Source organism: Scytonema hankhaensis NUACC26 (assembly GCF_045865695.1).
Classification (GTDB): domain Bacteria; phylum Cyanobacteriota; class Cyanobacteriia; order Cyanobacteriales; family Nostocaceae; genus Scytonema.
This window is the reverse complement of the sequence record NZ_BAACAP010000210.1, coordinates 43,272-66,193: the sequence shown is the minus strand read 5'-3', so window position 1 is coordinate 66,193 and position 22,922 is coordinate 43,272. Positions and strand designations below refer to the sequence as shown.

Here is a 22,922-nt window from a genome sequence, read left to right as displayed (position 1 = left end):
GGCGTGTTTGCTCGCGTTATAGAGACTGAATTCAGCAATATTTGATTTTTGAGAGTAGTTTATGTGTTACAAACTGCTCAAATGTAGTTGAAGTAACTGCTTCAGGTGTTCGCGCTGTCGCATAAATGCCGTCGCGATCGCCAAGAGCACGAAACAGATTCCCTAACTCTTGTTGAACATTTGGTGTTGCTCCGGTCAATGCAAGTTGCTGCTGAATTGATTCTATCGTCACTTGAACATATTCAACGGGACGATCCAACATTCGTGAAAGAATAGCAGTGGTTTCAGGAAGCGTTAAATTTTCTGGTCCCATCAGATTACGAGTCCATTGCCCTGCCCAACAGTCGTCTAGTAAATATTTTGCAGCTTCATCACCGATGTCGTCTGTACTAATCCAGGGAATATCATGGTCGCTGGCATAAGGAAAATATACGGCGTTGTCTTGCTGAATAAACTTAACTTGCCCCAAAAAATTCTCCATGAAATAGCCTGGACGCAAATGCAGCACATTCGAGAGAGTTTGGTTAAAAATCAATTCAACGGTTCCAACAAATGTAACTGTACCGAGATCTGCTTTTGCACCTGCACCCAGACCAGAAATGTTGACCACTCGTTTAATGCCGTTTTCACGCACTGCTTTAGCTCCAGTTGTTGCTGTTTGGATGTACCAGTCACGTAAGCTGGGTGCATCTAGTTTCGGTGGAGTCAACCAAAACAAAGCATCTGCATCCTGTGTTACCTCGATTAACCCTTGAGTATCATCACTGCCGATTGGCTTTACCGTAGCACCTTGAGCCGCTAAATCAGCTAGCTTCTTTGGCTGTCGTGTTAGAAGAATGGTTTCGGCTCCAGCCTGAATCACCTTCTCAGCAGTGCGTCGTCCAACATTACCAGATGCGGCTGCGATCGCAATTTTCATGCTTTTCCTCTCCTTACTCTGTATCTTCTGCATTAAAAGATTGGTGCAAATTTTGTGTGCCACCCCACGCCTCAATGGCGGACATAAGGTTCCAATACTCGCAGTAGTAAGCGATCTTGCCTCCTTTAGTTTCCAACCGCGTCACATAATCTTGTTGATATTGGCGACCTGTGGAAACAATAACAGCTTCCCCATGAAACTCAGCCCACAGAACATTAGGGTTTGTTGTTTGATATACACGAATGTTCGTAAAAGTCAAGTCCTGCATCTGTGTTAGCGCGTCTTTGATGTAGTTGGAAATGACTTTTTTGCCTTCTAATCGTCTTGGTGTACCAGAAGCGTATGGAAATTCAACGACTGCATCTTCTGCATACAAGTCCATCAAGGCTTGAATGTTTTTGCCCATCAGCGATAAAAAAGTTGTAAATAATTGAGCGATCGTCTGTTGCTCGCTATTTGGTAATGGCTGCATTAGATTCTCCTAGTTCTATCAACTTGAAATATCAGGCTTTGAAGGTGGTAAACGCCTGAGCCAACTCTGTAATTAGAAAACAGCACTCATTTTTCGGATTAAGGGCGATAAGCGAGCGATTACGGCTATACTGCCGTATCGCAAGGTGGAGCGGTTCTCGTGCCTCTCACCGCTCGCACAAAGATTCTAATATTCTAGAATAGACAATTTTATCTTCTTTCGTTTCCAAGCGTATCACATAATCTTGTTGATATTGGCGACCTGTAGAAACCATGACAGCTTCTCCATGAAGCTCAACCCATAGAACATTAGGGTCGATCGTTGGATAGACACGAATATTGATAAACATCCAGTCTTGCATCTGAGCTAGCACGTTTTTCATGTAGTGATAAATAGTGTTTTTGCCTTCTAATCGTTTTGGTGTATCAGAAGCGTATGGAAATTCAACAACTGCATTATCAGCTAATAGATTTACGCAGGCTTGAATATCTTTACCCATAAGTGATAAAAAAGTGGTAAATACCCGAACGATCGCCTGTGGCTCTCTATCTAGCAATGGCTGCATTAAATTCTCCTGATTCTATTTGGAAAAGATTTGCTGTAAGAAATCTCTAAATAAACTGTTCGCTATAATCTACTCTCCCTAGTAGTCCACCATAGAAATTTTGGCAGGTGTAGTTGGTCTAGATCCCCGACTTCTTTTTACCACCTCGTCCTCAGAATACGCCGGGAAATGCTATACGGGAGGTTCCGCTTCCTTTGTGCATGGCGAGGCAGAGCCTCTAGTAATGCATTCCCAGGTAGAACCTGGGAACGAGAAACGAGAGATGAAAAATTGTTTCACCCATTAGAACTTATGCGATGAACTACTACTAACTCCTAACCTTGTGGCAATGCGTTTGGCAGTCGTCAACCGAGCTTCTGTAATCTCTCGACTTGCCGCACGGGCAGCTTCTAAAATCTCAGGTGGCGCACTTGCTGGCGTACCACTGTTAAACGGTGGTTCAGGCGCATATTGAATTTGCAGTTGAATCTCCTGAGCCACTCTGTCGCCGCGTAGGAGTGCAGCAACGCGCAAAGCTCCGTCAATTCCAGCAGTGACACCTGCAGCACTGACAAACTTGCCATCAATAACCACCCGTTCATCAACGGGAATCGCACCAAAATACTCCAGAAGATGAAAGGCTGACCAATGCGTTGTGGTCCGAATACCTTTGAGTAGACCAGCCGCTCCGCAGATCAATGCTCCAGTGCAGACTGAAAACACGTATTTTGCATTCACTGCTTGCTCTTGAATGAAGGAAAGGATAGTCTCATCTTCCATCAATGCCTCTTGTCCGTAGCCACCAGGTACAAGAAGAAGGTCGAGCGGCGGTGACTCAAAGAGCGTTTTCTCTGGTGTCAAAATTAATCCTTTGACATCCTTCACGGGCATCTTCTCTTTCCAAAGAATATGGAAAGTAGAATTAGGTAGCCGTGAAAGAACTTCAAATGGAGCAGTAAAGTCAGTCTGATCTAGACTTGGAAAGATAATAGCACCAATATGGAGGTGAATTTCTTCTGAGATGTGACTCATTTGTTCAAAAAAGATTCGTTACATAATACTAGCTGCATTTAACACGTTCAAGCTGTCTGTTGGCAACAAAGCATTTTGAACTACATATCCATAGAGATTGACACCGAAACGACCCTCGACACGCTCTTCACCTTGATTTGCGATGGTAATCTCTACTCCTCCTCGGTCATCAGGAAGACTTGTGATTCCTCTAACATCACCAAACTGTATAACCAAATCCGCAAAAGATCCTGTTGTAGTCATAGAGGCTTTACTCCTTGTTTTATCTAACTTGAGCTAAGGGATGTCCAAGAAATAAATTCTTCATCTTGTGGGACCCAGAGCAGCGCCCCTATCTCCTATCGGAGACGCTACGCGAACGGGGTTCGCCAGTCGCTGTGAGTTCGGGAAACGCTCCTGCAGCGCTGGCTCACCGTGCGAGGGTTCCAAGAGTTGAGGCGACTGCGGAGCGTCCTCGCCCGTTCTTTATTAGTGACGGGCTAGAAGCCCGTACCACAAGAGAAAGTTGGTTATTTTTTATTTAGAAGTCTTTAATAAGTTCAAACCTTTAATTTCTTTAATCGCGCCAGCGATAATCTATAGGCACCCAGGTATAACCGGGCTTGTCTGCACGGATGTGACCCACTCCTGGAAAGGGTAAATGTGCAGTAGCAATTAGGTGTCGCGATTTTTCTACACGAGCAAACTGTTTCTCCCGTTGCTCTACGGCGGCATTGGGATTGACATCGTAGATAACTGGGATTTTAGGATTCGGAAATTGAATCGAGGCAAAGTGAATAATATCGCCACAAAATTCAATGCTCTCGCCCCCGCTTTCAACTAAATAAAAGCTGTGTCCTGGTGTGTGTCCCGGCGTGGGAAGTGCAGTAATTCCTGGTAAGATAGTTGTTTGGCCAGAAAACGTTTTAAGTTTGCCTGCATCAATATAGGGTTTGACCGTTTTAACCGCGTCATCAAAATTTTTGCGATCGATACGCAACCGCTCTGCATTCGCCGCATTCGCGGGATCGAGCCAGAAATCGACATCCGGTTTGCCAACGTAAACTGTGGCAGTAGGAAACATCAATTGCCCATTTTCGATTAGACCGCCGCTATGATCGGCATGGATATGGGTAAGGAGAATCGTGTCGATTTCACCTGGTGTATAACCCGATGCTTTCAAGGACGCTTGCAGCTTGCCACCTAGCTTTGGTCCGAATAGCTGTCCTACCCCAGTATCGACCAACACCTGTTTATCTCCGGTATCAATCAGAAATGCATTGATTGAAGCTTCAACAGGGTTTGTAAGAAAGTCCCTCTGAAGGAGAGACTCAATCTCTGTCGATTTTAGATTAGTATTAGTTAGAACTTTATTCAGATCTTGCGGTACTGTACCATCACTAAGTGCCGTAATCGTAATTTCGCCTAACCTAAAAGAGTAGACACCTGGTACTTGAGCTTTTACAGTTTTATCTGCAGCCATCCACGTAGAAATACACGAAGTTGTAATAATCACTACTGTGGTTATAACAGCTAAAGTTGTTCTAAAAAACATAATGGATGTATCCTAGAATCTTTTAATCAAAAGTTGAATGAAAGGGATTAGGAAGCTACAGTGATTTATGGCGGTTTTCAATTGGGTGTCATACATAAATAAAGTTATGGAACCGCAGCCTGTAGCGGATGTATCTGTACTTTATTCAATTGAAAACTGCTGTATTACTGAAGTTTCCTACCATATCCTATCTATCTGAAGTGTAATGAGTTCCAACCTCAACTTCTTTCAGATTCTTACAACGATTTATCAGATTCTTATGGTGTTAGCTATTGCAACCTGCAATTACAAATGCTCAAACCAGATAAGATAGTCTGTTGGTTGCGTTCGGAGTCTAGTATCAAACCACACCACTCAAATCCTTTGCAGATTTGCTTGTGCTTAGTAATCTCAGCTCGCTGTTGGTAAAACTCGTGCGTACCGTCGGAAGTTTCACCAATCAGTGCAAAGCGACCGCCAAATTGACGTAGCCGTGACCCACCGTGTCGATGACTGCATCGAAGCCATCTGGAGCCACACGACCTAAAGCGGTTTGCGACGCGAAGCGAGGAACGAACAAAGCGAAGCGCAGGCTGTAGCCAGTTGGGTGCAGGGCCTTCACACTCCACCACCTGACAGCATCGTATTTCTTTCAACCCACAGATTAGCTCCTCTTATGGATACTATTTATTTTTCTACGTCAAGCACTCTTGGGATTTTGTAACAATAACGTTATATTTATTTACATAAATTAATAAATAAGGAAACAAGCTATGTACACCACTGTTAACGAAGACGGCGTCCTCAACAACTATCCAACCGAGACAAAAATTCAGTTTGCTGAATATCCTGCAATTTGGGAACAGCGTCAATATGTTATCCAAGGCGTGTTTGCGACATTACTAGTCGCTACTTTAGTTCTGGTTGCTTTTAGTGCTAGTTAAGAAGAGTGAATTCGCTTCAAACTTTAATCGACAGCGTGGGGTTTTCATTTTCTCCCTGGCTTTTGATAGCTGGGGTTTTTCCATTGAATCCAGAAATAACTACCCAAGAGCGATCGCGTCTCTTGCGATAGTAACGAAAAGCGCCGTCATGCGATCGCTCCCTTGCTTCGGAAGACAGCCGTATCGTACTTCTGCCCTCTGCCTTCAATTCTCAAACCACGAAACAATTCTTAATAGGTTTAAATGATTAAAAATCGCTAACAGAAAATTTGGCTTGATGAAACTTCACAATATATTTCACATCGTATAAACACGGATTTGTAGACAATGGACGTTTTATCTATTTAAAGAGAAGAATAAGAAGATTGTTTTTTATTAGTATTTCTATCTGTAAGGCATAGTTTGTCCGGATGAAAAATCCATTCAAATTTTATCATCACAATCGGTAATTTCACTCTTGAATTGGACATCCCAAGTAGGAGAATCTAGTTATTGTCCAGCCGGAATTTGGCATTGTCCAGCCGGACAAATAACTGTGCAGTTCACTAGGAGGAACACACTATGTTAAAAATCGTAAAAAATGATAGAGAGCCAAATAATCAAAAAATTTTAGTATCCGAACTCGTGTCCAGGTTTGAACTCGCACGGTCGTCCGTCTATGACAAGCTGAAAAAATTGTCTATTAGACCGTTCACTGCAGAGGACGGAAAGAAATATATCACTTTAGAAGAACTGGAATTCCTGGAAGAACTAGAGAACTTTCTTAAGGAAAAAAGAGGCGACACTAAAGATTTTGTCCGGCTACATATGAAGATGATTGATATTCTTTCATCAGAAGATGTAGCTGCAATTGAGTCCGAAGAACCCCAAATTCCAGAGGCGACAGTAACAGAAGGAGACCCACCACAAACAAACACACTAGCTCAATCCACCGAGCAAGCCATTTCTTCAGTCTCAGGACAACAGCTAACTATTCTGGAGTCAGAGCAGATTGAGATTTCTCCAGAAGCCAGCCAACAAAGTGCCGTCGAGCAACTCCAAGTCCAAAAAGGATTGCAAACACAAGCTCAAGATCTCCAAGAAGTTAACAAACGCGCCCAAGAACGTGCGTTTGCCAAAATAGTTGCTGAAGAATCATTGGTGATTATTTTTGAAGCCACTGAAAACTTCACCCCCGAACAAAAACAGCAGCTCGCGCAACATCGTGCTGAATGCGATCGCGCTAGAAAGGCTCGAAACGCAGCACATGATGTGAATGATTTTTTATCCCGAGCGCTGAGTGGTTTGATAAGTTTGCCCAATTCCAACAGCAATCCATCGACCTCTCCAAATGGCGCTTCAAACAACGTTTAATTTGGTTCTTCATTGGAATGTTGTCTGCAACTGCTACTCTGTTTTTACCGTGGTCTTCTGTCGCTCTTGGTGCTGGAGTCTTTACTCTTGGTAGTACTTTTATATTTTCAGGAAGAAGTAGTAGTTCCCTCAAGGAGTCTAAAGACTCTTCACCAAAACCAGAGCAATCGTCACCCCAGTTTGAGGAAAATGTAGAGACACAAATTACCGAACCATCTTTTACAACTTCGGTAAACGAGCGTCTTTACCGAACTCAAGAACTACAAAGGATTGTTGCTTCCTTAAAGGCAAATGCATCCATTCTTGTAGTTGGTGAAGAAGGCAGTGGAAAATCAACTCTCGCTTCAGCTGTGGTCGAACGACTAAAACAGGAGGAATTTAGCGTCACCTATTGCGAACCAGCAACGCCCAAACAAATGCTTTTAGAAATTGCACAGCAATTGGAAGTCGATACGCAAAGTTTGGAAGGCAAAGCTTTAACAGCCGACCAATTAAAACGTGCGATCTCATCTTACTTTGACACCAATAGTGCATTTCTAGTCATCGATGGCGCTCAGGCTTGCGATTTGAAATTTAGAATGTGGCTCAAGCAATTGCGCCGCCAAGGGATTCCCATGCTGCTACTAGCAACCGACCCGCCGCGAAGTGACATATTTATTAGCCTGCCCAGGATCGAACTGTTGCCACTGCCAGAATATGCCATTCGTGAAATCATGGAGCAGGCAGCCTTATCTAGGGGAATCCATCTCAAGCACAACGATTTAGCTAAGTTGCAAGAACGCGCTGGAGGAAACCCCATGCTAGCCGTGCGTGCGATCGATGAAGAATATCTTGGTTTAGAAATCGAAGGTGCTGACCACCGACGCTACTTTGACATTACCCCACTGATTCTACTAGCCGGAATCATCTTTGTTGTGATGCGCTTCATTGGACTTGGCACTAATAACCAAGCACTCTATATCTTTGGTGGAATTGCAGCTGCTGTGTTCTTGGGACTATCTCGAATGCTGTACAACCTCCCCCGTGAGAGCAGGAGAATTCAATCATGATGGGACTGACACATTTACTAATCAGCGGTACTGCGACTAGTCTGATACTCGGAACTGCCAATCCCAGTATTCTTATGGTGGGTGCTACAGCAGGTTTGCTTCCTGATGTCGATATTTCCACATCTCCTGCAGGTCGGGTGCTATTCCCCGTGAGTCAGTATCTCGAACGACGATTTCCACATCGAAGTTGCACTCACAGCTTAGCCGCTAGCACTGTTGTAGCAACACTCACTTACGGTCTCACCTTTTTTTTACCAAATAGTGCTTTCTGGCTGATACTGGCTCATGCAATTAACATCGGCTACTTCTTTGGCTGGTTTGCTGATGCATTTACCCGTAATGGTATAGAAATGTTTTGGCCATCGAGCGTGCGTTGCGTGTGTCCGGGTAACAGAAACCTGCGACTTGCAAGTTCTAGCAATGCTGAGTATGGTGTCTTGGTTATGCTGGTTCTGATCGCTTTTATAAGTTTCAACATTAACTCCAATGGCGGACTACTCAACCAATTTAATCGCTTGATCGCATCACCTTCCGGAGTCGAACAAATTTACAACCAATCGGGAGCTACACATCTCATTACCGTCCGTATTCAAGGAGTTTTAAGTAGCGATCGCGCCAAAGTTCTGGGGGAATATCTCATCGTCGGGTCCTACGGTCAGGGGTTTTTGGTACTATCTTCTGACGGTAAGCTTTACAAAGCGGGCAAAGAACCAGACTGTCAAATTATCATCGAGCAGATTACAGCGGATGTGGGTCAAGTGGCAATCACCAATGTCGAATCTATCACCTTAGACGACGAAAACTTAGGCTCATCCTTAAACCGCTTTTACCGTCCTGGGGTCTTGACTTTTGTCACTGGCGAAATTGCGATTGATGACCCCGAAGACATAAAACTCACCCCCGATCCCCACCAGTTCCCTTTTATCCGGCTGAGCGGTTCATCCATCAAACTAGAATCCGCCCCCCTTGGGTTTGTGATTCAAGTAGCAAAAAATCAATTTGCAACGGGTCAATTATCAATCAAGAGCATTACCAAAAATGGCTAAACCTTTACCACCACAAGTTCTCCAACCGGGAGGGAAAAAGACACCCGCATCATCCAACATCAAAACAGGAATAGTTCTGGGGGATAATGTTGTCTGGAATCCAGCTTCTCTACCCAACGCTCATGTAGTTTTGATTGGAGCATCGGGGAGTGGCAAAACCCAGACTCTTAAGGCGATTGCTTTCAGTAAAGCAATCGCCTGTGAACCACCTAGATTACTATTAACGCCCTGTCACATGATCCTTGATTTTTTCCCATCGCCTTTCTGTAAAGAAAGACTGCTGACGATACCATGCCGAGGCATCTTGAGAGTTTTTACTGAGATTACAAGAGGGGCAGGCAGGAATCAGGTTATCAATAGAATCTGCTCCTCCCTTGCAAACAGGCACAAAATGATCCAATTGACACTGAGTAGCCTTACCACAGTACGCACAGCAAAGCTCAAATTTAAACTTAAGCAAAGCCACATCTTCAGTCTTGTAAGGAATGCAAGGATTACCCACTTTTTTAGCGCGACGAACAGCAGTACCACGACGCGATCGCTCTCGATTCCACTCCACGTTTTTGCTTACGTAAGCCCTCTTAGCTTCTTTGCCTTTACCCTGATTGTAACGAGCGTACTTTGCCTTACCAACTGGAGATTTATCGTAACGCTTTCGAGCTACTTTTCCCTTTTCAGATTTTTTGTAGCGCTGTTTAGTTATCCTGAGACACTCTATGCAATGACCGTATTTATTTCTAAGGGAAAAACCCGTACTTTTGTAATCGTGTTGGTGTATACAGATTTTTCCCAAAAAATATCCGAGTGGAACTACGTCTGCTACAGCTTTTTTTCTTTCTTCCTCTTCTCTTATCTGTTGGAGTTTTTCCGCTCTTGCCTTCTGAACAATAAGTTTTTCGTAGCGTCTTCTGAACTCCCTTCCCTTGTCGCTTTCCCTATAACGTTTCTGGTAGATATAGTTGCACTCTACACAAATATCCCCCTTATTTCTCAGAGAAAAGCTAGTGTCTTTATAATTATGTCCTCTTACACACAGTTTACCCAAATACCATCCTTTTGGGAAAATTTCATCTACAATATCCATGTGATCTACTTAGTCAATATGCTAGGTTACCAGCCTCGGAGTGTTACCAGCACTGCCGAGGCAATTTTATTTTAACAAATTACTGTTCACTAATCAACAATAAATTATGTTTAAAAGTAAGCCATTACCTGCAGCAATTCTATCTCCTAAACCGAAAAATAGTTCTGCTAAAAAAGTTAATTCATCTGGAATACTTTTAGGAGAAAACGTGTATTGGAATCCTACAAGTTTAGCTAATGGACATATAGTGATTATTGGCGCTAGTGGTAGTGGGAAAACTCAAACGTTAAAATCTATTTCATATGAATTACCAAAGCTGTTTCCAGATATTCGCTTAGTTGTCATAGATTTTCATGGCGACTTGACGCTACCTTCAGAACTCTGTTACCCCCTAGATATGGAAAGTCCCCACGGGATTAATCCTTTGGTGCTGGACTTGGATACTAAAGGCGGGGGACCCAATTTACAGGCGATCGCAGTCGCTGCCATTTTAAAAAAAGCTTTACTATTGGGCGCGAACCAAGAAGGAGCTGTCATAGATATCCTTAACAGTTGCTACAAACAAGCTGGCATTGTCCAAGATGACTTTAATACTTGGGCTTTTGAACCACCTACCTTTGCTCTCGTGCGTAATGAGATTGAAAGCAGAATTAAGTCAGGGTGTAAGGAATCACAAAAACTAGGCTTGAAGCTGGCTGCCACTTTTCAATACGGTATCTTTGACCGTCCTCAGCCATCTTTAAAAGACTCAATCATCCGATTTAACTTATCAGCGTTAGGCAAGGTACCAGGGCTATCAGCTATTGCTGCTGAAGCACTGGTTAAGCAAATTTTGGATTCTCACCGCATCATGGGTGAAGTATCTGATAAAACACCGCGTACTTACATTTTTATTGATGAAGCAAAAGAAGTTAAACTGTCAAGGTCTGTAAAATTGGTTCTGGGGGATGGACGTAAGTTCGGTTTATCAATGGTTCTAGCGTCTCAACGAGACTCGGAAATTAGCGAAGAAGCGATCGCAAACTCCAGCACAAAAGTTGTTTTAGCAGTAGACCAGACAGAAGTTTCGAGAGTTGCAAAGCGTTTTCGATTTGCAGAAAGCTTAGTATCTGGGCTACAACCATTAGAAGCCTTAGTACGCATGGGAACGGAAGGACATCGATGCAGGGTGAAGCCATACTATGAACGAGTTAAATAACATTCTTTTTGTAGTCTTTGTCACTGGGTTAATTGCACTTGGAACATCACAAACATTATCTAATAGTGCTGCAAGGGCAACAAATTCAACGAAAACTTGGGACACTACGGCTCAATATTTAGTGTCCCCCTCTCAAGAGAATACAGAACCTGTTACAAAAGAGAACCGAAATCTCAGACTGGCGCTGACAGTCGATGACCCCAGTTTTCTCAAGGTAAAAGAGGGTGACAAGATAGGCATTGGTCAAATTTTGACAGACAACAGTATCGAGCGTAAGCGCTTGACTAAGCAGCGTCAATCCATAGCCTTGCAAATCCAAAACTTACAATCCAAAAAAATCCCCGAACCCATTGCCCCAAATCCACCATCACAAATTAATCCCGTACCACCAGCAAGCTACGCCGAAGAAGAAGCCGCGATCGCCCAAGCTCAGATGAAGTTAACTCAAGCCCTCAGCTTAGTATCCGCACGAACCCCTTTACTCAAAAGCGATAATTCAGAACGACGAGCGGAAGTAGAAAAATCTGATGCCGTCTTTCAGGTGGCGACTCAAAAAGTAGACGAGCAACGACAGCTCTTGCAGTCGATGAGCGATTTAAAATTACAGACTGAAATTATCCAGCACGAGCAAGCAAAACTTAAAGCCTTAGAAGGAGAGCAGGACCAAGCTCGCTCCTCCCTCGAACAAGCACAAGCCAAACTTAACGCTTCGGCAATTGACCAGCAACAACAATTACAACAGTTACAACTTGCCGTTCGCATTGCCCAATCGGAATTGGAATTAGCCCGCTCTCGGTTACTCGCCTCACAATCGCGCCGTCAGATGGTAGAGTATTCTGCCACCGTAGATGCAGCAGAACGCAATCAAAAACAACAACAACTGCAACAAGAGCACAACCGCCAGTTACAAATCTACTCGCAATCGGTTAGCGATCGCGATTACCAACTCGCACAACTGGGCATTTCACTCACTGCAATTGACGACAAACTCGCCCAGATACCCGTAGTTCGGTCTCCACGGGATGGTTTTATTAGAAGGATTAAGTCTTGGACGGGGAATAATGGCAAATACAGCACGACAGTTACTATTAGCGCTAACAATATTGATAAGCCTACAGATGAAAGTACAAGCTCAAGTGCCAATTCCAGTTCCTCCAGCACAAGCACCAACTCAAAACAATTCCTCAAACGTTCCGCCTCCACCATCAACGACTCAACCGACAACTGAGGGAGAAGTCAACTAGCTATGTACACCAGTGGTTCATGCGCCCGGTTTGCTCTGGCGACAGATAGCTTCGATCGCTCTGAGCACTTCATCTCCAGTTGGGTGCAATATTAAAGTTCTACTCGACTAACTTGACAATGCCGCTCTTATTCGCCGCTCACGCGCAACACGATTTTGCCTAGATAATGCTTTTTCATCGCTTCCTGCGCTTGCGCGGCCTCTTCAAGCAGAAACGTCTGGGCGATGTGAACTTGAAACTCACCGATACTCACCAATCGGTTGAGTTGGTCGAACAACATTGGGTCGGCGAAGCCATTTGCCTTCTTGAGTTCCACAGCGTCGGGCGCTTTGGGTTCGGGCATCACGCCGTTAGGAAAGGCGATGATTCCGCCCTGACGCACCAAACTCAGCGTGGATTGAACGTCGTCGCCGCCCACCAGCACCAGCGCGGTATCGAAGCCGTCGGGCGCAAAGGCGCGGGCGCGTTGCGCAACGTCGTCGCCGCGTCCGTCCACCGCTTCATCGGCACCCAACCGCTTGGCCAACTCTACACCGTCGGCACCCGATGCGATGGCAAACACGCACGCCCCCATGCGCTTGGCCAGTTGAAGCGCGACGTGACCGACGCCGCCGCTCGCGCCCCACAGCATCAATTTGGTTTCGTTGCCTGTCCCCAGCGCCTGCAAATTGCTTAGCGCCGTCGCACCGGCAATGGGTAGCCCGCCCGCCATCAACATATCGAGACCATCGGGCATCGGCGCGACCGTTTTTTCGGAGACAACGACGTATTGGGCATAGCTACCGCCCTTATCGTTCATGAAGCTCTGTGCGTAAACGCGGTCGCCGACGGCAAAACGCTCAATGCCGTCACCGATGGCGACAATGATGCCCGCACATTCGCCTCCCAGCACGCGCGGAAAGTGAACTTCGTTGTACACCAGCTCACCTTCACGCTCCAACGTGTCCCAGATGCCAACTCCTGCGATCTCGATGCGAATCAAAACTTCGCCCGCGTCCACCCTAGGCACGGGTAAGGTGTGCAAAGTCAGCTTGTCAGGGCCACCGAACTCGTCAACAGCCATTGCTTTCACTTGTTGGGAAGTGTTTTGCATCAGAAGGTTCTCCTGTAATTGCTTTGGCCCCCTGAAGGGCAAAAATTGTTCCGTCTGACGACAGTGAACGTCTTAATAGATCTTAATAGAGCGGTGTAGCAGGACTAATTCCTGAGAACAACCCACTGGTGGCTGGACTGATAATAAATCCTGAACCAATTGCAGCAGTGAGAAAAGCAAAATAGCGAGTACGGATGCTTGATTCAGTTGTATCTGCCACATAGGAATAAGCGGTGGCAATCCAACAGTCAAACACACCTACGATCGTCCAGCCAACGAACAATACCCACAATAGGCGAACGTTACGAGACTGAAAGGTGAACGCTTTAGATTGCTAAGAATGATTGTTCTCATTGCTTACGTGCTTTATCATGTTTCCTCCAATTTAGTTTTGGTTTAAGTTTAGATTGTGTCGCAAAGATCTTTTCTAACGATTAATCGAATGCATGAATTGTGCAGGGTAGCGAGTTCCGGCAGCAGAGCCGATCGGTAGAACTGCTTCGATTTGTTGCAGTTCGTCAGCAGTCAATACAATGTCTATTGCACCTACATTTTCACGCAGCCGTGCTTGACGCTTCATTCCTGGAATGGGGATGATGTCCTCGCCCTTTGCTAGCAACCAAGCGAGTGCAAGTTGAGCAGGCGTACATTGCTTTTGGGCGGCGATGTCCTTGATTTTTTCGACCAGTTCTAAGTTACGATAGAAATTCTCGCCTTACCAAACTCTTAGATACGCCGCAACATATCCCTATACTAGCACCGATAATCATTCGGGAACTCTATTATCATCTGCTCGTTGGCGAACAAGGTGAAGCGGTTCGCCAAATTGCCACATCGGGTAGCGCGATGCAGCGAATTGCTTCAGCCATCAAACTGATTAAGTCTGATTTTACCAAACCGATACGGATCGAGGATTTAGCAGGGCGGGTTAGTATGTCTACTTCGTCGTTTCACCAGCATTTCAAGCAAGTGACCTCCATGAGTCCGCTTCAGTATCAGAAGCAGTTAAGACTTTTGGAAGCGCGTCGTTTGATGCTTACCGAAAACGCTGATGCGACGTATGCTGCCTATCGGGTCGGGTATGAAAGTCCCTCGCAGTTCAGCCGCGAATACTCGCGTATGTTTGGTGCGCCACCAATTCGAGATATTGAACGGTTGCGAAGTGCTTCGGTGTCGGCTAGTACTTAGCCGCTTTGTCCGATGGGTCGAACGACAATCTCATTGACATCCACATCTTCTGGCTGCTCGATGGCAAAGGCAATAGCACGCGCGATCGCATCTGCTGAGATAATTGATTTGCGAAATTCCTCCACCCACTGCGCCGCGTGAGCATCGGTGATGGTGCTGGCAAGTTCGCTTTCAGTAGTTCCGGGCGAAATGACTGTGACCCGAATATCTGTTGATTCCTGCCGCAGTCCCTCCGAAATCGCCCAGACTGCAAACTTAGTAGCGCAATATACTGCTGCCGTTGGGTACACGTTGTGTCCGCCGATTGACGATAGATTCACAAACTGTCCAGATTGTTGCTGCTTGAAGATGGGCAAGGCGGCAGCAATGCCGTGAAGTACGCCGCGAATGTTCACATCAATCATGCGGTTCCATTCATCGATCTTCAACACCTCTAGCTTAGAGAGCGGCATTAAGCCTGCATTGTTCACAACGACATCAAGGCGACCAAACCTATCTTTTGCCAACTCTACAAAGGCTTGCATCTCTTCAAGGCTAGTCACGTCGAGACCACGATATTCGGCTGTTCCCCCTTTCTCGCGGATGTCGGATGCGATCGCTTCGAGTCTGTCGGTGCGCCGTGCCCCCAATACAACCCGTAAACCCTTGTGAGCGAGTAATCTAGCAGTAGCTTCACCAATGCCACTGCTCGCTCCTGTAATTAAGACGACCTTCTGTTCGTTGATAATATTTTTCTCACTAGCCATAAATCCTTATCTCCAAGTTGTTTTACGTTTGTTAAATTTTGTCTTCCAATTCGCACTTGAGTCGTTGAACTAAATCACGATATTTGCTCCATCTAGGTACATTCATTTCTGTGATGTCACTGGAAAATTGACCTTGTTTTCCTGAAATAGCTCTTTGAGCGTTCCTGCTGCAATTAACGCACGAGGGAAGCCGGATGTAACTGTGGTAATATAGACGACTTCCATCAACTCTTCTGGTGTCACCCCATAGTTCAGAGCATACTGAGCATGAAGTTTGAATTACGGCATCGTTCCTTGTGTGTCTTCATCCTACGAATTCGAGTTAGCTTTTCAAATACCCAAATCTATCCAATGATTGCCTAATTCTCCAAAACAATTCATATCTATTTGCTCCATTCGTCCCATGCTGCCTTTGCTACTTTTGCGATCGCTTCATCCCTTACGCAACGGTTACAACTTCAATTGTGCTTTCAGTTCCAATTGCCAAACGAACTATCAGCGTTGCAATCTTCCCGAAAGCGCCACAAACCGATTAATGCGATACGGTTGTACTCCGTTAAGCCAGAGGCTTATCGCGAAAGCATACATTACACTACACTTCAATCTCGTATCCAGTTATTTGCTAGTCTTACTGTTAGTTATTATAATTACCAGTGTGTGCGTCAGGCGTAAATCCAGTGAGAGGCTATGCAAACCAGTGAGAAAATTAGGGCAGAAATTGAGGAAACATTTGGTTTTTTCCCACCTTTCTTTGAGCCAGCAGAAGGAAACGTACAGGTGTTGGAAAATTTATGGCAACAAACACTTTCTGCTTATGTTAATAATCCCTTGTCACCTTCATTTAAAGAAAAGCTTTCTGCATACCTCTCGCGTTACTGTGCTGTTCCCTACTGCATGATTTGTCATAGTTGTTCTTTATACGCTCTTGGGATGAAAGCACGGAAGGTGTTAGAACTACTTGAATCACCTCCCCCAACAGAAAAGGATATTGACTCATACCTCCATATACTCGCACGTACAGCTGGTCATACAATTTCTTTATCCGATTTAGATCCAGTCCTTGAAGAAAGTCTACTCTACTGTTCGATATTTGTCTTTTCGGAAGGAGAGCAGACTGAGTACTGCCGGACTGAAGTGCGTCGTCTGCTTGGATTGGTGAATTACCAACATTTAATTACATTTGTAGCTTACGTTAGAATGTGCCATACATGGATGGAAGCTCACCCTGAAGTTGCTTATAAAGCAGATAAGCGAGCTATTGAGTTTTTAGGTAATTTACTTGAGGAAGAACCTAGTTTAGCTGACTTCTTTAGCAACCATATGGAGAAAGTCAGGCGCGAACGCCAAATTTGGATAGAACGACAAGCCCTAATCGTCGAGCGCCAACGAAATCAGGAAGCACTACGACAAGCTTACAATGAATTAGAAAGACGGGTTGAGGAACGCACTACCGAATTATCAGAATCTAATAAGCTCCTCCAACAGGAGATTAGCGATCGCCAAAGGGTTGAGGCACAATTACTCAATATAGCTTTTCACGATCCATTGACCGGGTTGCCAAACAGAACCTTATTCATGGAACGGCTAGAACAGACACTTGAGCGTACTAAAGGGCGTAAGGATTTATTTGCTGTTCTTTTTCTGGATTTAGATCGCTTCAAAATTATTAATGACAGTCTCGGACATACAATTGGCGATCGATTGCTCAAAGCATTAGCTGACCGACTTCAAACTAACCTGCGCTCTAAGGATACATTAGCACGTCTCGGAGGAGATGAGTTTGCCATACTGATAGAGAATATGGAGTCTGTTAACGATGCCATTCACCTTGCCGAACGACTCCAACAAGAATTGACAGTACCTTTCCGTATTCATGGTCACGAGGTGTTTACTACTTTAAGCATTGGTATTGCTCTCAGTACAGCCGGCTACGAGCTCCCAGAGAATCTTTTACGAGACGCCGATCTTGCTATGTATCGTGCCAAAGCTTCAGGTAAGGCGCGTTATCAAATATTTGACACAGGTATGTACACCGAAACGAAAAAGCTGTTACGGTTAGAAACTGACTTACGGCGTGCCGTTGAACGGCAAGAATTTTGCGTATACTACCAGCCGATTGTTTCGTTATCAACTAACAAAATTACCGGATTTGAGGCTCTCTTACGGTGGCAACATCCAGAATGGGGTTTAGTGTTACCAACGGAGTTTATTTCAGTGGCGGAAGAAACTGGACTGCTCGTACCTATTGGCTACTTGGTACTTCGAGAAGCTTGTCGCCAAACATACTTATGGCAGCAACAATTTCAGGACAAAAGTTTGACAATTAGCGTCAATCTTTCTAACAAACAATTTTCACAAATCAATCTTGACCAAGAGATTTACAAAATTTTACAAGAAACCGGCTTAGATGTACAAAGCTTGAAGTTGGAGATTACCGAAAATGTCATTATGGAAAACACTGTTGGAGTAACAGCAATGCTTTCACAATTGAGAGAACTAGGTGTTGAATTACATATGGACGACTTTGGTACTGGTTATTCATCCTTAAGTTATTTGCATCGCTTTCCAGTAAATGTTTTAAAAATTGACCGCTCTTTCATCAACAGTAGCGAATACTCAGAGATTGTGTGGACAATTATTACACTTGCTCACAATTTGAATTTAGACGTAATAGCAGAAGGTATAGAAACAATAGAGCAATTGGAAAAACTTAGGGGACTGCAATGTAAATATGGGCAGGGATACTTCTTCTCCAAGCCAGTTGAAGCATCAGCAGCAGAAGCTTTAATTGGGCAAGAGTTGCGCGTTTTATGTTGATGAATTAATTATAGGAATTCGACGCTTTTGGACTCCTAATCATTTAGTAATGGAAGGAAGACTACCTTTAGTTTCCATGTCCGCGATCGCTTGGATTATTGGTACGATTGTGGGCTTAAATCGCGATAAGCTGTTCATCGGGCTTATAGTAATTATAGCGGTAATTCTATACAATGTTTTGAGGTTAATTTTAAGTTATATTGGTATAGCTATTACAGGTAAATTAATAGCTGTTTACCGTACAATTTCGATTATGTGGGAATGCAAAATTCTGGTTTAGCCGTGGCTTTAGCGATAAGCCTCTGGCTTAATGGCTAAAGCCATATCGCACATTTTGAACTAGAAGCAGCGATCCCAGGAGCTATGTTCAGCGTCTGTCACAATCTTACAGGTTCTCTGATAGTTGCCATTTGGCGTAAAAGTTCATAATTCTCATCAGAGACCAAAATAAATTGGAAAATTAATAAGTGTGTAATTATACGATTTGGAATATTTATAAAAGTTATACTAAATGTTAGGTTCTACCTGGGAATTACTTAGAAGTGGCTCTGCCACTTCTTTTTTTGAATTACCCTCGACTTTATTTGGCAATAGTTGAAAATACTCAAAATATATTTTTTACTTCGTGCTTTCGTGCCAAAATAAGGATTACAAATAAAAAAGCTTGCCACTCAAAAATTTTTGTGTTATTAATGTAGCATAGACATAAGTAGGAATTCTCCTGTCGTCTTCCCATACTATCTGGGAAAACGACTTCCGCTATTTAGTCGAGACGCGGCTGCTGAACCAAAGTCTCCTAACCTCTTCAAAAAAAATAAAGTTCTGAGATGAGAGATAATTTCTGAGTCTTATTTTCATGATTTCTGAAATTTAACATAATACTCTCTTCTTGGTGCTGAACGTGGAGTTTTCATGCAGCCGAAAAATTTAAAACGACTTTTACGCGCTCTAGCTAAGCAAGGACTTAATGTTAGCTACAGCAACAATACTTACTCTGTTCGTTTATCCAATACCTCAGATGCACCTGTAGCAGAAGTTTTACTTCCAGAGGGTTTTCCTGTAGAAGCAAAGGCGCTCAAACAACTAGCAAACTTAGCCAACGTGCGCCATCCTGTGGGTGGATGCGTTTGCCGTGCTTGTGCAACACCCGACTTCCACCCCGGTGATGCGGGGATTGCCATTGGTTCAGTCATCGAAACAATCGGTCAAGTCATTCCCAGTGCTGTCGGTTCAGATATAAACTGTGGAATGCGCTTGCACGTTGCCAATTTAACAATTGACCAATTTCTGGCAAAGCGCAACCAGTTTGTAGAACTCATGAAAGGGGACTACTTTTTCGGAACTCGTGATGTGACTATGAAAGCTCGTACCATGCAAGCGTTGTTTCAACATGGGGTTCCTGGTTGGGTAGATGCCATGTTAGATGAGCCTACAGGGAGTTTTGTCAAGTCCGATCTTCATGAATTGCTCACAGAGAGCGATCGCATCTTCTTAAATGGTTCAATGGAGGGAGATTGGAAACTAGCACCCGAAGAATTACTCCCTAAAGATGGGCTAGTACGCGATGGTGGGCTTGCAACGATTGGATCTGGAAACCACTTTGTTGAAATTCAAAGAGTAGAACGAGTAGAAAATAGAGCATTAGCCCATGCGTGGGGAATTAAAGAAGGACAAATTGCCTTCATGATTCACTCTGGTTCTCGGAATGTAGGTAAATACATTGGTGGAATGTGGCGTGACAAAGCAAAAGCAGCTTGGGAAAAAGGTGTAAAGTATCCAGACTCTCACATTTTTCCTCTATCCGTACATTTCCATCCCCAATTAGTAACTCAGTACTTGCAAGCAGAAGCTACAGCAGCTAATTATGGTTTTGTTAACAGACTTTTGTTAGCAGAATTGTTGCGTTTGCGTTTGCGCGAAGTGTATGGAGATGTAGAAGCACCATTGGTATACGACTTACCGCACAACATCACTTTACAAGAAGGTAAGGGATGGGTGACTCGCAAAGGTGCTTGTCCCGCCTACGAAGGACAACCCGTAATTATACCGGGATCTATGGGTACGCCATCATATTTAGTTGTGGGGAAAGGCAATCCAACTTTTTGCTCTTCTGCTTCCCACGGTGCGGGAAGGGTTTTTTCACGCTTTGAGCTTACCCGTAAAGGAGCATCCCAGAGTGAAGAAGCCTTGGGACTAACAGGTGTAGACTGTATCACTTTGCGGGAAGAACGCCGCATTGAGGAAGCACCAGCTGCGTACAAACCCATACAACCTGTCATTGATGTACAGGTACAGGCAAATATGGTGGGAATTGTGGCAAGATTGAGTCCGGTGTTGACGTTTAAAGGGTGAGGGCTTTTGTAAAGTTTTCACAAATACGTCAAATTTTAAAGACGTAAAATTTTGCATCTCGAATAATACTTAGGAATTTGAATTTAGGGATGTCCAAGAAATAAATTATCCATCTTGTGGTACGGGCTTCTAGCCCGTTCTTTGTTAGTGACTGGCTAGAAGCCCGTACCACAAGAGAAAGTTAGTTATTTTTTTATGTGGAAGTCCCTTAATAAAGTACAGGACTCTTGTGGGGTGGGCGTCCTCGCCCGCCCACTCTTTTGGACTGGCAAGATGTCCATCCCACAAGAAATGTAGTTTATTTACCTGCACCTACTTATTGCTTGGGAGTGCTTAGCTTGAAAACCTTTAGAATAAAGTTGAAGAGCAATTGAGTAATATGACAGAAACTGTTACTTTACAAATTCCGATATCACTGTATCAAAGACTTGTAAATACTGCTAGTGCTACCAAGCGTCCCTTAGAGGATATTATACTTCATGCACTAAGAGTGGGAAGTCCACCAGATTGGGATAACGTACCTGATGAATTTCAGGTTGACTTAGCAGCATTAGACAAAATGGAAGATGAGGCATTGTGGAAAATTGCTCATAGCCAAAAAAGTTTAGCAGAAATGGAACGGTATAATGATTTGCTGGAGCGCAATCAAGATAGTATACTTTCTGATGCCGAACGAGCAGAATTAACAGCACTGCGAATGGAGGCTGACTGCTTTATGCTTCGCAAAGCTCAAGCCGCTGCTATTCTTCGCTGGCGCGGACATTATGTACCTTTATCATAAAATTTTGTTTCTAAAATTTCATTTTCTTGGCAACTTCTAAGCAATCTTGGTAGCAACTATGAATATGCTACTCTATTTTTATAGATATTTCTGCTTGCTTTATCTAAGCTAGTTATAGAGTTACCACACTTTTGGGAAATAGGTTGTATCTACGCTCTTGTATCTACTCTACCTATCCTTCACAATTCAGGCAAGAGACGAATTTATGCATATCACCGACATAAATACAGCTAGCCCTCCTCTTTCTGTCATTCGTATTGAGATAGAACGACTATTTGGTAGATACACGTATATTCTGACAAGGAAAGATAACGTTCCTCAGATAGATTCATCTCTTACGATCCTTTATGGAGATAATGGTTCTGGGAAAACAACTGTTCTTAAGCTCTTATTTCATCTTCTTTCACCAAAACAAGAATGCGGTCACTACCTGTTTTTAGCACAAACTCCTTTTTCTAGGTTTTCAGTATTGCTTGCTAATGGAACAAGTATTATTGCTACCCGTACAGATGGTAATTTACTTGGTACATTTCAACTTCAGCTTTTACAAGGAAGTTATCTTTTTAAGGAGACCATTCAAGTTGAAGCAGATAACAGAGCTACAGATAGACAAGATTATGAATTTTATAAACATTTAACAAAACTTCAATTAAATTTGTTTCTTTTAGATGATGATAGGCTGTTAAAAAGCGATTTTTTTGAAGAAAAAACTATAGAGTATCAGCGAAAGTCTATTAAAAGCTTTCTTGTTATCGATCCTTTTTGCGATGACAAGACTAGCATAACTAGAGAGGCTGCTCTCAAACTCTCTATTACTAGAACTGAGGAATGGATACGCGAACAAGCACTCAAGGGAGCGAACCAAGGGGCAGAAAATATTCATAGTATTTATGAAGATATTATTACACAAATTATTCGGAGTTCTGGCAAAATAGATGATTTTTCTCAATCATCACAGTCTATGGACATTTTGATTAATGAACTTAAATCATATGAAATTCGTAGTAAGGAATTTTCTCATTTTGGTTTAATGTCACCATTAATGACTCAAAAAATTGTTCAAATATTACAATTAAATCCTCAAGTCAATGATTCTATTATAAGTAGTATATTAAAACCTTATCTTGATAGTATAGCAGCTAGGTTTAATGCTCTCCAACATACGAAAGATTTATTGAGCTTATTTGAGAACACAATAAATAAATTTTTCCATGATAAATATATAAGATTGCATATTAAAGATGGGATACGAATTGTAACAGATACAGGACAAGAGTTATTTTCTGAAATGCTTTCTTCAGGAGAGAAACAATTACTGCTTTTATTTTGTAATACATTAACTGCACGCGATAAAGCTACCATATTTATTATTGATGAGCCGGAAATATCACTCAATGTAAAATGGCAGCGTCAACTGATTCGTGCTTTACTAGAACTGACCAAAGATAGCCAAATTCAGTTCATAGTCGCTACTCACTCGATTGAGTTACTCTCGCAATATAAAAATAACGTTATTAAATTGGCTAATATTGGTAAGTAAGATAAAG

Annotated in this window: 27 protein-coding genes and 1 pseudogene; 14 read left to right on the top strand and 14 right to left on the bottom strand. The window is 43.4% G+C overall.

The genetic code is table 11. From position 1 onward, the window contains the following. Positions 1 to 31: 31 nt before the first annotated feature. From ACKTT2_RS26620 to ACKTT2_RS26600, 5 genes are all read right to left on the bottom strand, one after another. On the bottom strand, positions 32 to 919 hold the full coding sequence (locus ACKTT2_RS26620; protein ID WP_407892228.1) for an NmrA family NAD(P)-binding protein: 888 nt from the start codon (positions 917 to 919) through the stop codon (positions 32 to 34). Positions 920 to 932: 13 nt separating this feature from the next. Next, positions 933 to 1,391 (bottom strand): nuclear transport factor 2 family protein, encoded by a 459-nt coding sequence (locus tag ACKTT2_RS26615; RefSeq protein ID WP_407892227.1) that lies wholly within the window; start codon positions 1,389 to 1,391, stop codon positions 933 to 935. 166 nt (positions 1,392 to 1,557) lie between these two features. Next, a complete protein-coding gene (locus tag ACKTT2_RS26610) occupies positions 1,558 to 1,956 on the bottom strand; it encodes a nuclear transport factor 2 family protein (RefSeq protein WP_407892225.1) in 399 nt (132 codons plus the stop codon). Between the two features lie 282 nt (positions 1,957 to 2,238). After that, positions 2,239 to 2,967, bottom strand: coding sequence for a DJ-1/PfpI family protein (locus tag ACKTT2_RS26605; protein ID WP_407892223.1), 729 nt, complete (start codon positions 2,965 to 2,967; stop codon positions 2,239 to 2,241). Between the two features lie 18 nt (positions 2,968 to 2,985). Beyond that, the gene (locus ACKTT2_RS26600) at positions 2,986 to 3,210 is read right to left on the bottom strand and encodes a hypothetical protein (protein ID WP_407892221.1); all 225 of its coding nucleotides are present in this window, start codon (positions 3,208 to 3,210) and stop codon (positions 2,986 to 2,988) included. 65 nt (positions 3,211 to 3,275) lie between these two features. Here ACKTT2_RS26600 and ACKTT2_RS26595 point away from each other — a divergent pair, with 65 nt between their 5' ends. Next, a complete protein-coding gene (locus ACKTT2_RS26595) occupies positions 3,276 to 3,491 on the top strand; it encodes a hypothetical protein (protein WP_407892219.1) in 216 nt (71 codons plus the stop codon). A gap of 32 nt (positions 3,492 to 3,523) precedes the next feature. Here the strand turns inward: ACKTT2_RS26595 and ACKTT2_RS26590 are convergent, their stop codons facing one another. Further along, positions 3,524 to 4,501 (bottom strand): MBL fold metallo-hydrolase, encoded by a 978-nt coding sequence (locus ACKTT2_RS26590; RefSeq protein ID WP_407892217.1) that lies wholly within the window; start codon positions 4,499 to 4,501, stop codon positions 3,524 to 3,526. A gap of 269 nt (positions 4,502 to 4,770) precedes the next feature. Beyond that, positions 4,771 to 5,136, bottom strand: a complete 366-nt coding sequence (locus ACKTT2_RS26585) for a hypothetical protein (protein WP_407892215.1) — start codon at positions 5,134 to 5,136, stop codon at positions 4,771 to 4,773. 117 nt (positions 5,137 to 5,253) lie between these two features. Between ACKTT2_RS26585 and psb34 the strand changes: the two genes are divergently transcribed. After that, positions 5,254 to 5,424, top strand: a complete 171-nt coding sequence (gene psb34 / locus ACKTT2_RS26580; protein WP_407892213.1) for a photosystem II assembly protein Psb34 — start codon at positions 5,254 to 5,256, stop codon at positions 5,422 to 5,424. 16 nt (positions 5,425 to 5,440) lie between these two features. Here psb34 and ACKTT2_RS26575 read toward each other — a convergent pair whose 3' ends face one another. Then, the gene (locus ACKTT2_RS26575) at positions 5,441 to 5,632 is read right to left on the bottom strand and encodes a hypothetical protein (protein WP_407892211.1); all 192 of its coding nucleotides are present in this window, start codon (positions 5,630 to 5,632) and stop codon (positions 5,441 to 5,443) included. A 353-nt stretch (positions 5,633 to 5,985) separates the two neighbouring features. Between ACKTT2_RS26575 and ACKTT2_RS26570 the strand changes: the two genes are divergently transcribed. From ACKTT2_RS26570 to ACKTT2_RS26560, 3 genes are read left to right on the top strand one after another with little or no spacing between them, the layout of a single operon-like run. Continuing rightward, positions 5,986 to 6,777: a hypothetical protein gene (locus tag ACKTT2_RS26570; protein WP_407892209.1), complete on the top strand. Its 792-nt coding sequence runs from the start codon at positions 5,986 to 5,988 to the stop codon at positions 6,775 to 6,777. A gap of 17 nt (positions 6,778 to 6,794) precedes the next feature. Beyond that, positions 6,795 to 7,826, top strand: coding sequence for an ATP-binding protein (locus ACKTT2_RS26565; RefSeq protein ID WP_407892207.1), 1,032 nt, complete (start codon positions 6,795 to 6,797; stop codon positions 7,824 to 7,826). Continuing rightward, positions 7,823 to 8,872 carry a metal-dependent hydrolase gene (locus ACKTT2_RS26560; protein ID WP_407892205.1) on the top strand — a complete coding sequence of 350 codons (1,050 nt, stop codon included), beginning with the start codon at positions 7,823 to 7,825 and terminating at the stop codon, positions 8,870 to 8,872. The genes ACKTT2_RS26565 and ACKTT2_RS26560 overlap by 4 nt, the downstream gene beginning before the upstream one ends. 220 nt (positions 8,873 to 9,092) lie before the next feature. On the opposite strand, the gene ACKTT2_RS26555 is transcribed toward ACKTT2_RS26560, so the two are convergent. After that, positions 9,093 to 9,956, bottom strand: a complete 864-nt coding sequence (locus ACKTT2_RS26555) for an HNH endonuclease signature motif containing protein (protein WP_407892203.1) — start codon at positions 9,954 to 9,956, stop codon at positions 9,093 to 9,095. Positions 9,957 to 10,062: 106 nt separating this feature from the next. On the opposite strand from ACKTT2_RS26555, the gene ACKTT2_RS26550 reads away from it, so the two are divergent. Together ACKTT2_RS26550 and ACKTT2_RS26545 are read left to right on the top strand one after the other, a co-directional pair. Next, entirely contained in the window at positions 10,063 to 11,154 is a 1,092-nt protein-coding gene (locus ACKTT2_RS26550; RefSeq protein WP_407892200.1) for an ATP-binding protein, read from the top strand. Then, positions 11,138 to 12,382, top strand: a complete 1,245-nt coding sequence (locus ACKTT2_RS26545) for an HlyD family secretion protein (protein WP_407892198.1) — start codon at positions 11,138 to 11,140, stop codon at positions 12,380 to 12,382. The genes ACKTT2_RS26550 and ACKTT2_RS26545 overlap by 17 nt, the downstream gene beginning before the upstream one ends. A gap of 143 nt (positions 12,383 to 12,525) precedes the next feature. On the opposite strand, the gene ACKTT2_RS26540 is transcribed toward ACKTT2_RS26545, so the two are convergent. From ACKTT2_RS26540 to ACKTT2_RS26530, 3 genes are all read right to left on the bottom strand, one after another. Then, a complete protein-coding gene (locus tag ACKTT2_RS26540) occupies positions 12,526 to 13,491 on the bottom strand; it encodes a quinone oxidoreductase family protein (RefSeq protein WP_407892196.1) in 966 nt (321 codons plus the stop codon). Between the two features lie 82 nt (positions 13,492 to 13,573). Beyond that, positions 13,574 to 13,774 carry a hypothetical protein gene (locus ACKTT2_RS26535; protein WP_407892194.1) on the bottom strand — a complete coding sequence of 67 codons (201 nt, stop codon included), beginning with the start codon at positions 13,772 to 13,774 and terminating at the stop codon, positions 13,574 to 13,576. Between the two features lie 144 nt (positions 13,775 to 13,918). Beyond that, positions 13,919 to 14,158, bottom strand: a complete 240-nt coding sequence (locus ACKTT2_RS26530; RefSeq protein ID WP_407892265.1) for an aldo/keto reductase — start codon at positions 14,156 to 14,158, stop codon at positions 13,919 to 13,921. Between the two features lie 77 nt (positions 14,159 to 14,235). Here ACKTT2_RS26530 and ACKTT2_RS26525 point away from each other — a divergent pair, with 77 nt between their 5' ends. Further along, complete coding sequence (locus ACKTT2_RS26525) at positions 14,236 to 14,679, top strand: helix-turn-helix domain-containing protein (RefSeq protein WP_407892263.1); 444 nt, start codon at positions 14,236 to 14,238, stop codon at positions 14,677 to 14,679. On the opposite strand, the gene ACKTT2_RS26520 is transcribed toward ACKTT2_RS26525, so the two are convergent. Further along, positions 14,676 to 15,425: an SDR family oxidoreductase gene (locus tag ACKTT2_RS26520; RefSeq protein ID WP_407892192.1), complete on the bottom strand. Its 750-nt coding sequence runs from the start codon at positions 15,423 to 15,425 to the stop codon at positions 14,676 to 14,678. The two genes, ACKTT2_RS26525 and ACKTT2_RS26520, sit on opposite strands and share 4 nt — an antisense overlap. Before the next feature lie 102 nt (positions 15,426 to 15,527). Further along, positions 15,528 to 15,686, bottom strand: a pseudogene (locus ACKTT2_RS26515) (carboxymuconolactone decarboxylase family protein); the annotation flags it as partial. Positions 15,687 to 15,812: 126 nt separating this feature from the next. Between ACKTT2_RS26515 and ACKTT2_RS26510 the strand changes: the two are divergent. The 6 genes from ACKTT2_RS26510 (at position 15,813) to ACKTT2_RS26485 (ending at position 22,915) form a co-directional block, all read left to right on the top strand. Further along, positions 15,813 to 16,097, top strand: coding sequence for a hypothetical protein (locus tag ACKTT2_RS26510; RefSeq protein WP_407892190.1), 285 nt, complete (start codon positions 15,813 to 15,815; stop codon positions 16,095 to 16,097). A 15-nt stretch (positions 16,098 to 16,112) separates the two neighbouring features. Further along, on the top strand, positions 16,113 to 18,242 hold the full coding sequence (locus ACKTT2_RS26505) for a putative bifunctional diguanylate cyclase/phosphodiesterase (RefSeq protein ID WP_407892188.1): 2,130 nt from the start codon (positions 16,113 to 16,115) through the stop codon (positions 18,240 to 18,242). 49 nt (positions 18,243 to 18,291) lie between these two features. After that, on the top strand, positions 18,292 to 18,522 hold the full coding sequence (locus tag ACKTT2_RS26500) for a hypothetical protein (protein ID WP_407892186.1): 231 nt from the start codon (positions 18,292 to 18,294) through the stop codon (positions 18,520 to 18,522). Between the two features lie 632 nt (positions 18,523 to 19,154). Continuing rightward, on the top strand, positions 19,155 to 20,594 hold the full coding sequence (locus ACKTT2_RS26495) for an RtcB family protein (RefSeq protein WP_407892184.1): 1,440 nt from the start codon (positions 19,155 to 19,157) through the stop codon (positions 20,592 to 20,594). A 379-nt stretch (positions 20,595 to 20,973) separates the two neighbouring features. After that, the gene (locus ACKTT2_RS26490; protein ID WP_407892182.1) at positions 20,974 to 21,375 is read left to right on the top strand and encodes a hypothetical protein; all 402 of its coding nucleotides are present in this window, start codon (positions 20,974 to 20,976) and stop codon (positions 21,373 to 21,375) included. A gap of 205 nt (positions 21,376 to 21,580) precedes the next feature. Further along, the gene (locus ACKTT2_RS26485) at positions 21,581 to 22,915 is read left to right on the top strand and encodes an AAA family ATPase (RefSeq protein WP_407892180.1); all 1,335 of its coding nucleotides are present in this window, start codon (positions 21,581 to 21,583) and stop codon (positions 22,913 to 22,915) included. Positions 22,916 to 22,922 lie beyond the last annotated feature (7 nt).

Coding starts and splice junctions, on each gene's coding strand:
- ACKTT2_RS26485 (WP_407892180.1), top strand. CDS start 21,581: ATGCATATCACCGACATAAATACAGCTAGCCCTCCTCTTTCTGTCATT.
- ACKTT2_RS26500 (WP_407892186.1), top strand. CDS start 18,292: ATGGAAGGAAGACTACCTTTAGTTTCCATGTCCGCGATCGCTTGGATT.
- ACKTT2_RS26605 (WP_407892223.1), bottom strand. CDS start 2,967: ATGAGTCACATCTCAGAAGAAATTCACCTCCATATTGGTGCTATTATC.
- ACKTT2_RS26490 (WP_407892182.1), top strand. CDS start 20,974: ATGACAGAAACTGTTACTTTACAAATTCCGATATCACTGTATCAAAGA.
- ACKTT2_RS26495 (WP_407892184.1), top strand. CDS start 19,155: ATGCAGCCGAAAAATTTAAAACGACTTTTACGCGCTCTAGCTAAGCAA.
- psb34 (WP_407892213.1), top strand. CDS start 5,254: ATGTACACCACTGTTAACGAAGACGGCGTCCTCAACAACTATCCAACC.
- ACKTT2_RS26550 (WP_407892200.1), top strand. CDS start 10,063: ATGTTTAAAAGTAAGCCATTACCTGCAGCAATTCTATCTCCTAAACCG.
- ACKTT2_RS26545 (WP_407892198.1), top strand. CDS start 11,138: ATGAACGAGTTAAATAACATTCTTTTTGTAGTCTTTGTCACTGGGTTA.
- ACKTT2_RS26600 (WP_407892221.1), bottom strand. CDS start 3,210: ATGACTACAACAGGATCTTTTGCGGATTTGGTTATACAGTTTGGTGAT.
- ACKTT2_RS26615 (WP_407892227.1), bottom strand. CDS start 1,391: ATGCAGCCATTACCAAATAGCGAGCAACAGACGATCGCTCAATTATTT.
- ACKTT2_RS26540 (WP_407892196.1), bottom strand. CDS start 13,491: ATGCAAAACACTTCCCAACAAGTGAAAGCAATGGCTGTTGACGAGTTC.
- ACKTT2_RS26505 (WP_407892188.1), top strand. CDS start 16,113: ATGCAAACCAGTGAGAAAATTAGGGCAGAAATTGAGGAAACATTTGGT.
- ACKTT2_RS26620 (WP_407892228.1), bottom strand. CDS start 919: ATGAAAATTGCGATCGCAGCCGCATCTGGTAATGTTGGACGACGCACT.
- ACKTT2_RS26590 (WP_407892217.1), bottom strand. CDS start 4,501: ATGTTTTTTAGAACAACTTTAGCTGTTATAACCACAGTAGTGATTATT.
- ACKTT2_RS26560 (WP_407892205.1), top strand. CDS start 7,823: ATGATGGGACTGACACATTTACTAATCAGCGGTACTGCGACTAGTCTG.
- ACKTT2_RS26555 (WP_407892203.1), bottom strand. CDS start 9,956: ATGGATATTGTAGATGAAATTTTCCCAAAAGGATGGTATTTGGGTAAA.
- ACKTT2_RS26565 (WP_407892207.1), top strand. CDS start 6,795: ATGTTGTCTGCAACTGCTACTCTGTTTTTACCGTGGTCTTCTGTCGCT.
- ACKTT2_RS26570 (WP_407892209.1), top strand. CDS start 5,986: ATGTTAAAAATCGTAAAAAATGATAGAGAGCCAAATAATCAAAAAATT.
- ACKTT2_RS26610 (WP_407892225.1), bottom strand. CDS start 1,956: ATGCAGCCATTGCTAGATAGAGAGCCACAGGCGATCGTTCGGGTATTT.
- ACKTT2_RS26520 (WP_407892192.1), bottom strand. CDS start 15,425: ATGGCTAGTGAGAAAAATATTATCAACGAACAGAAGGTCGTCTTAATT.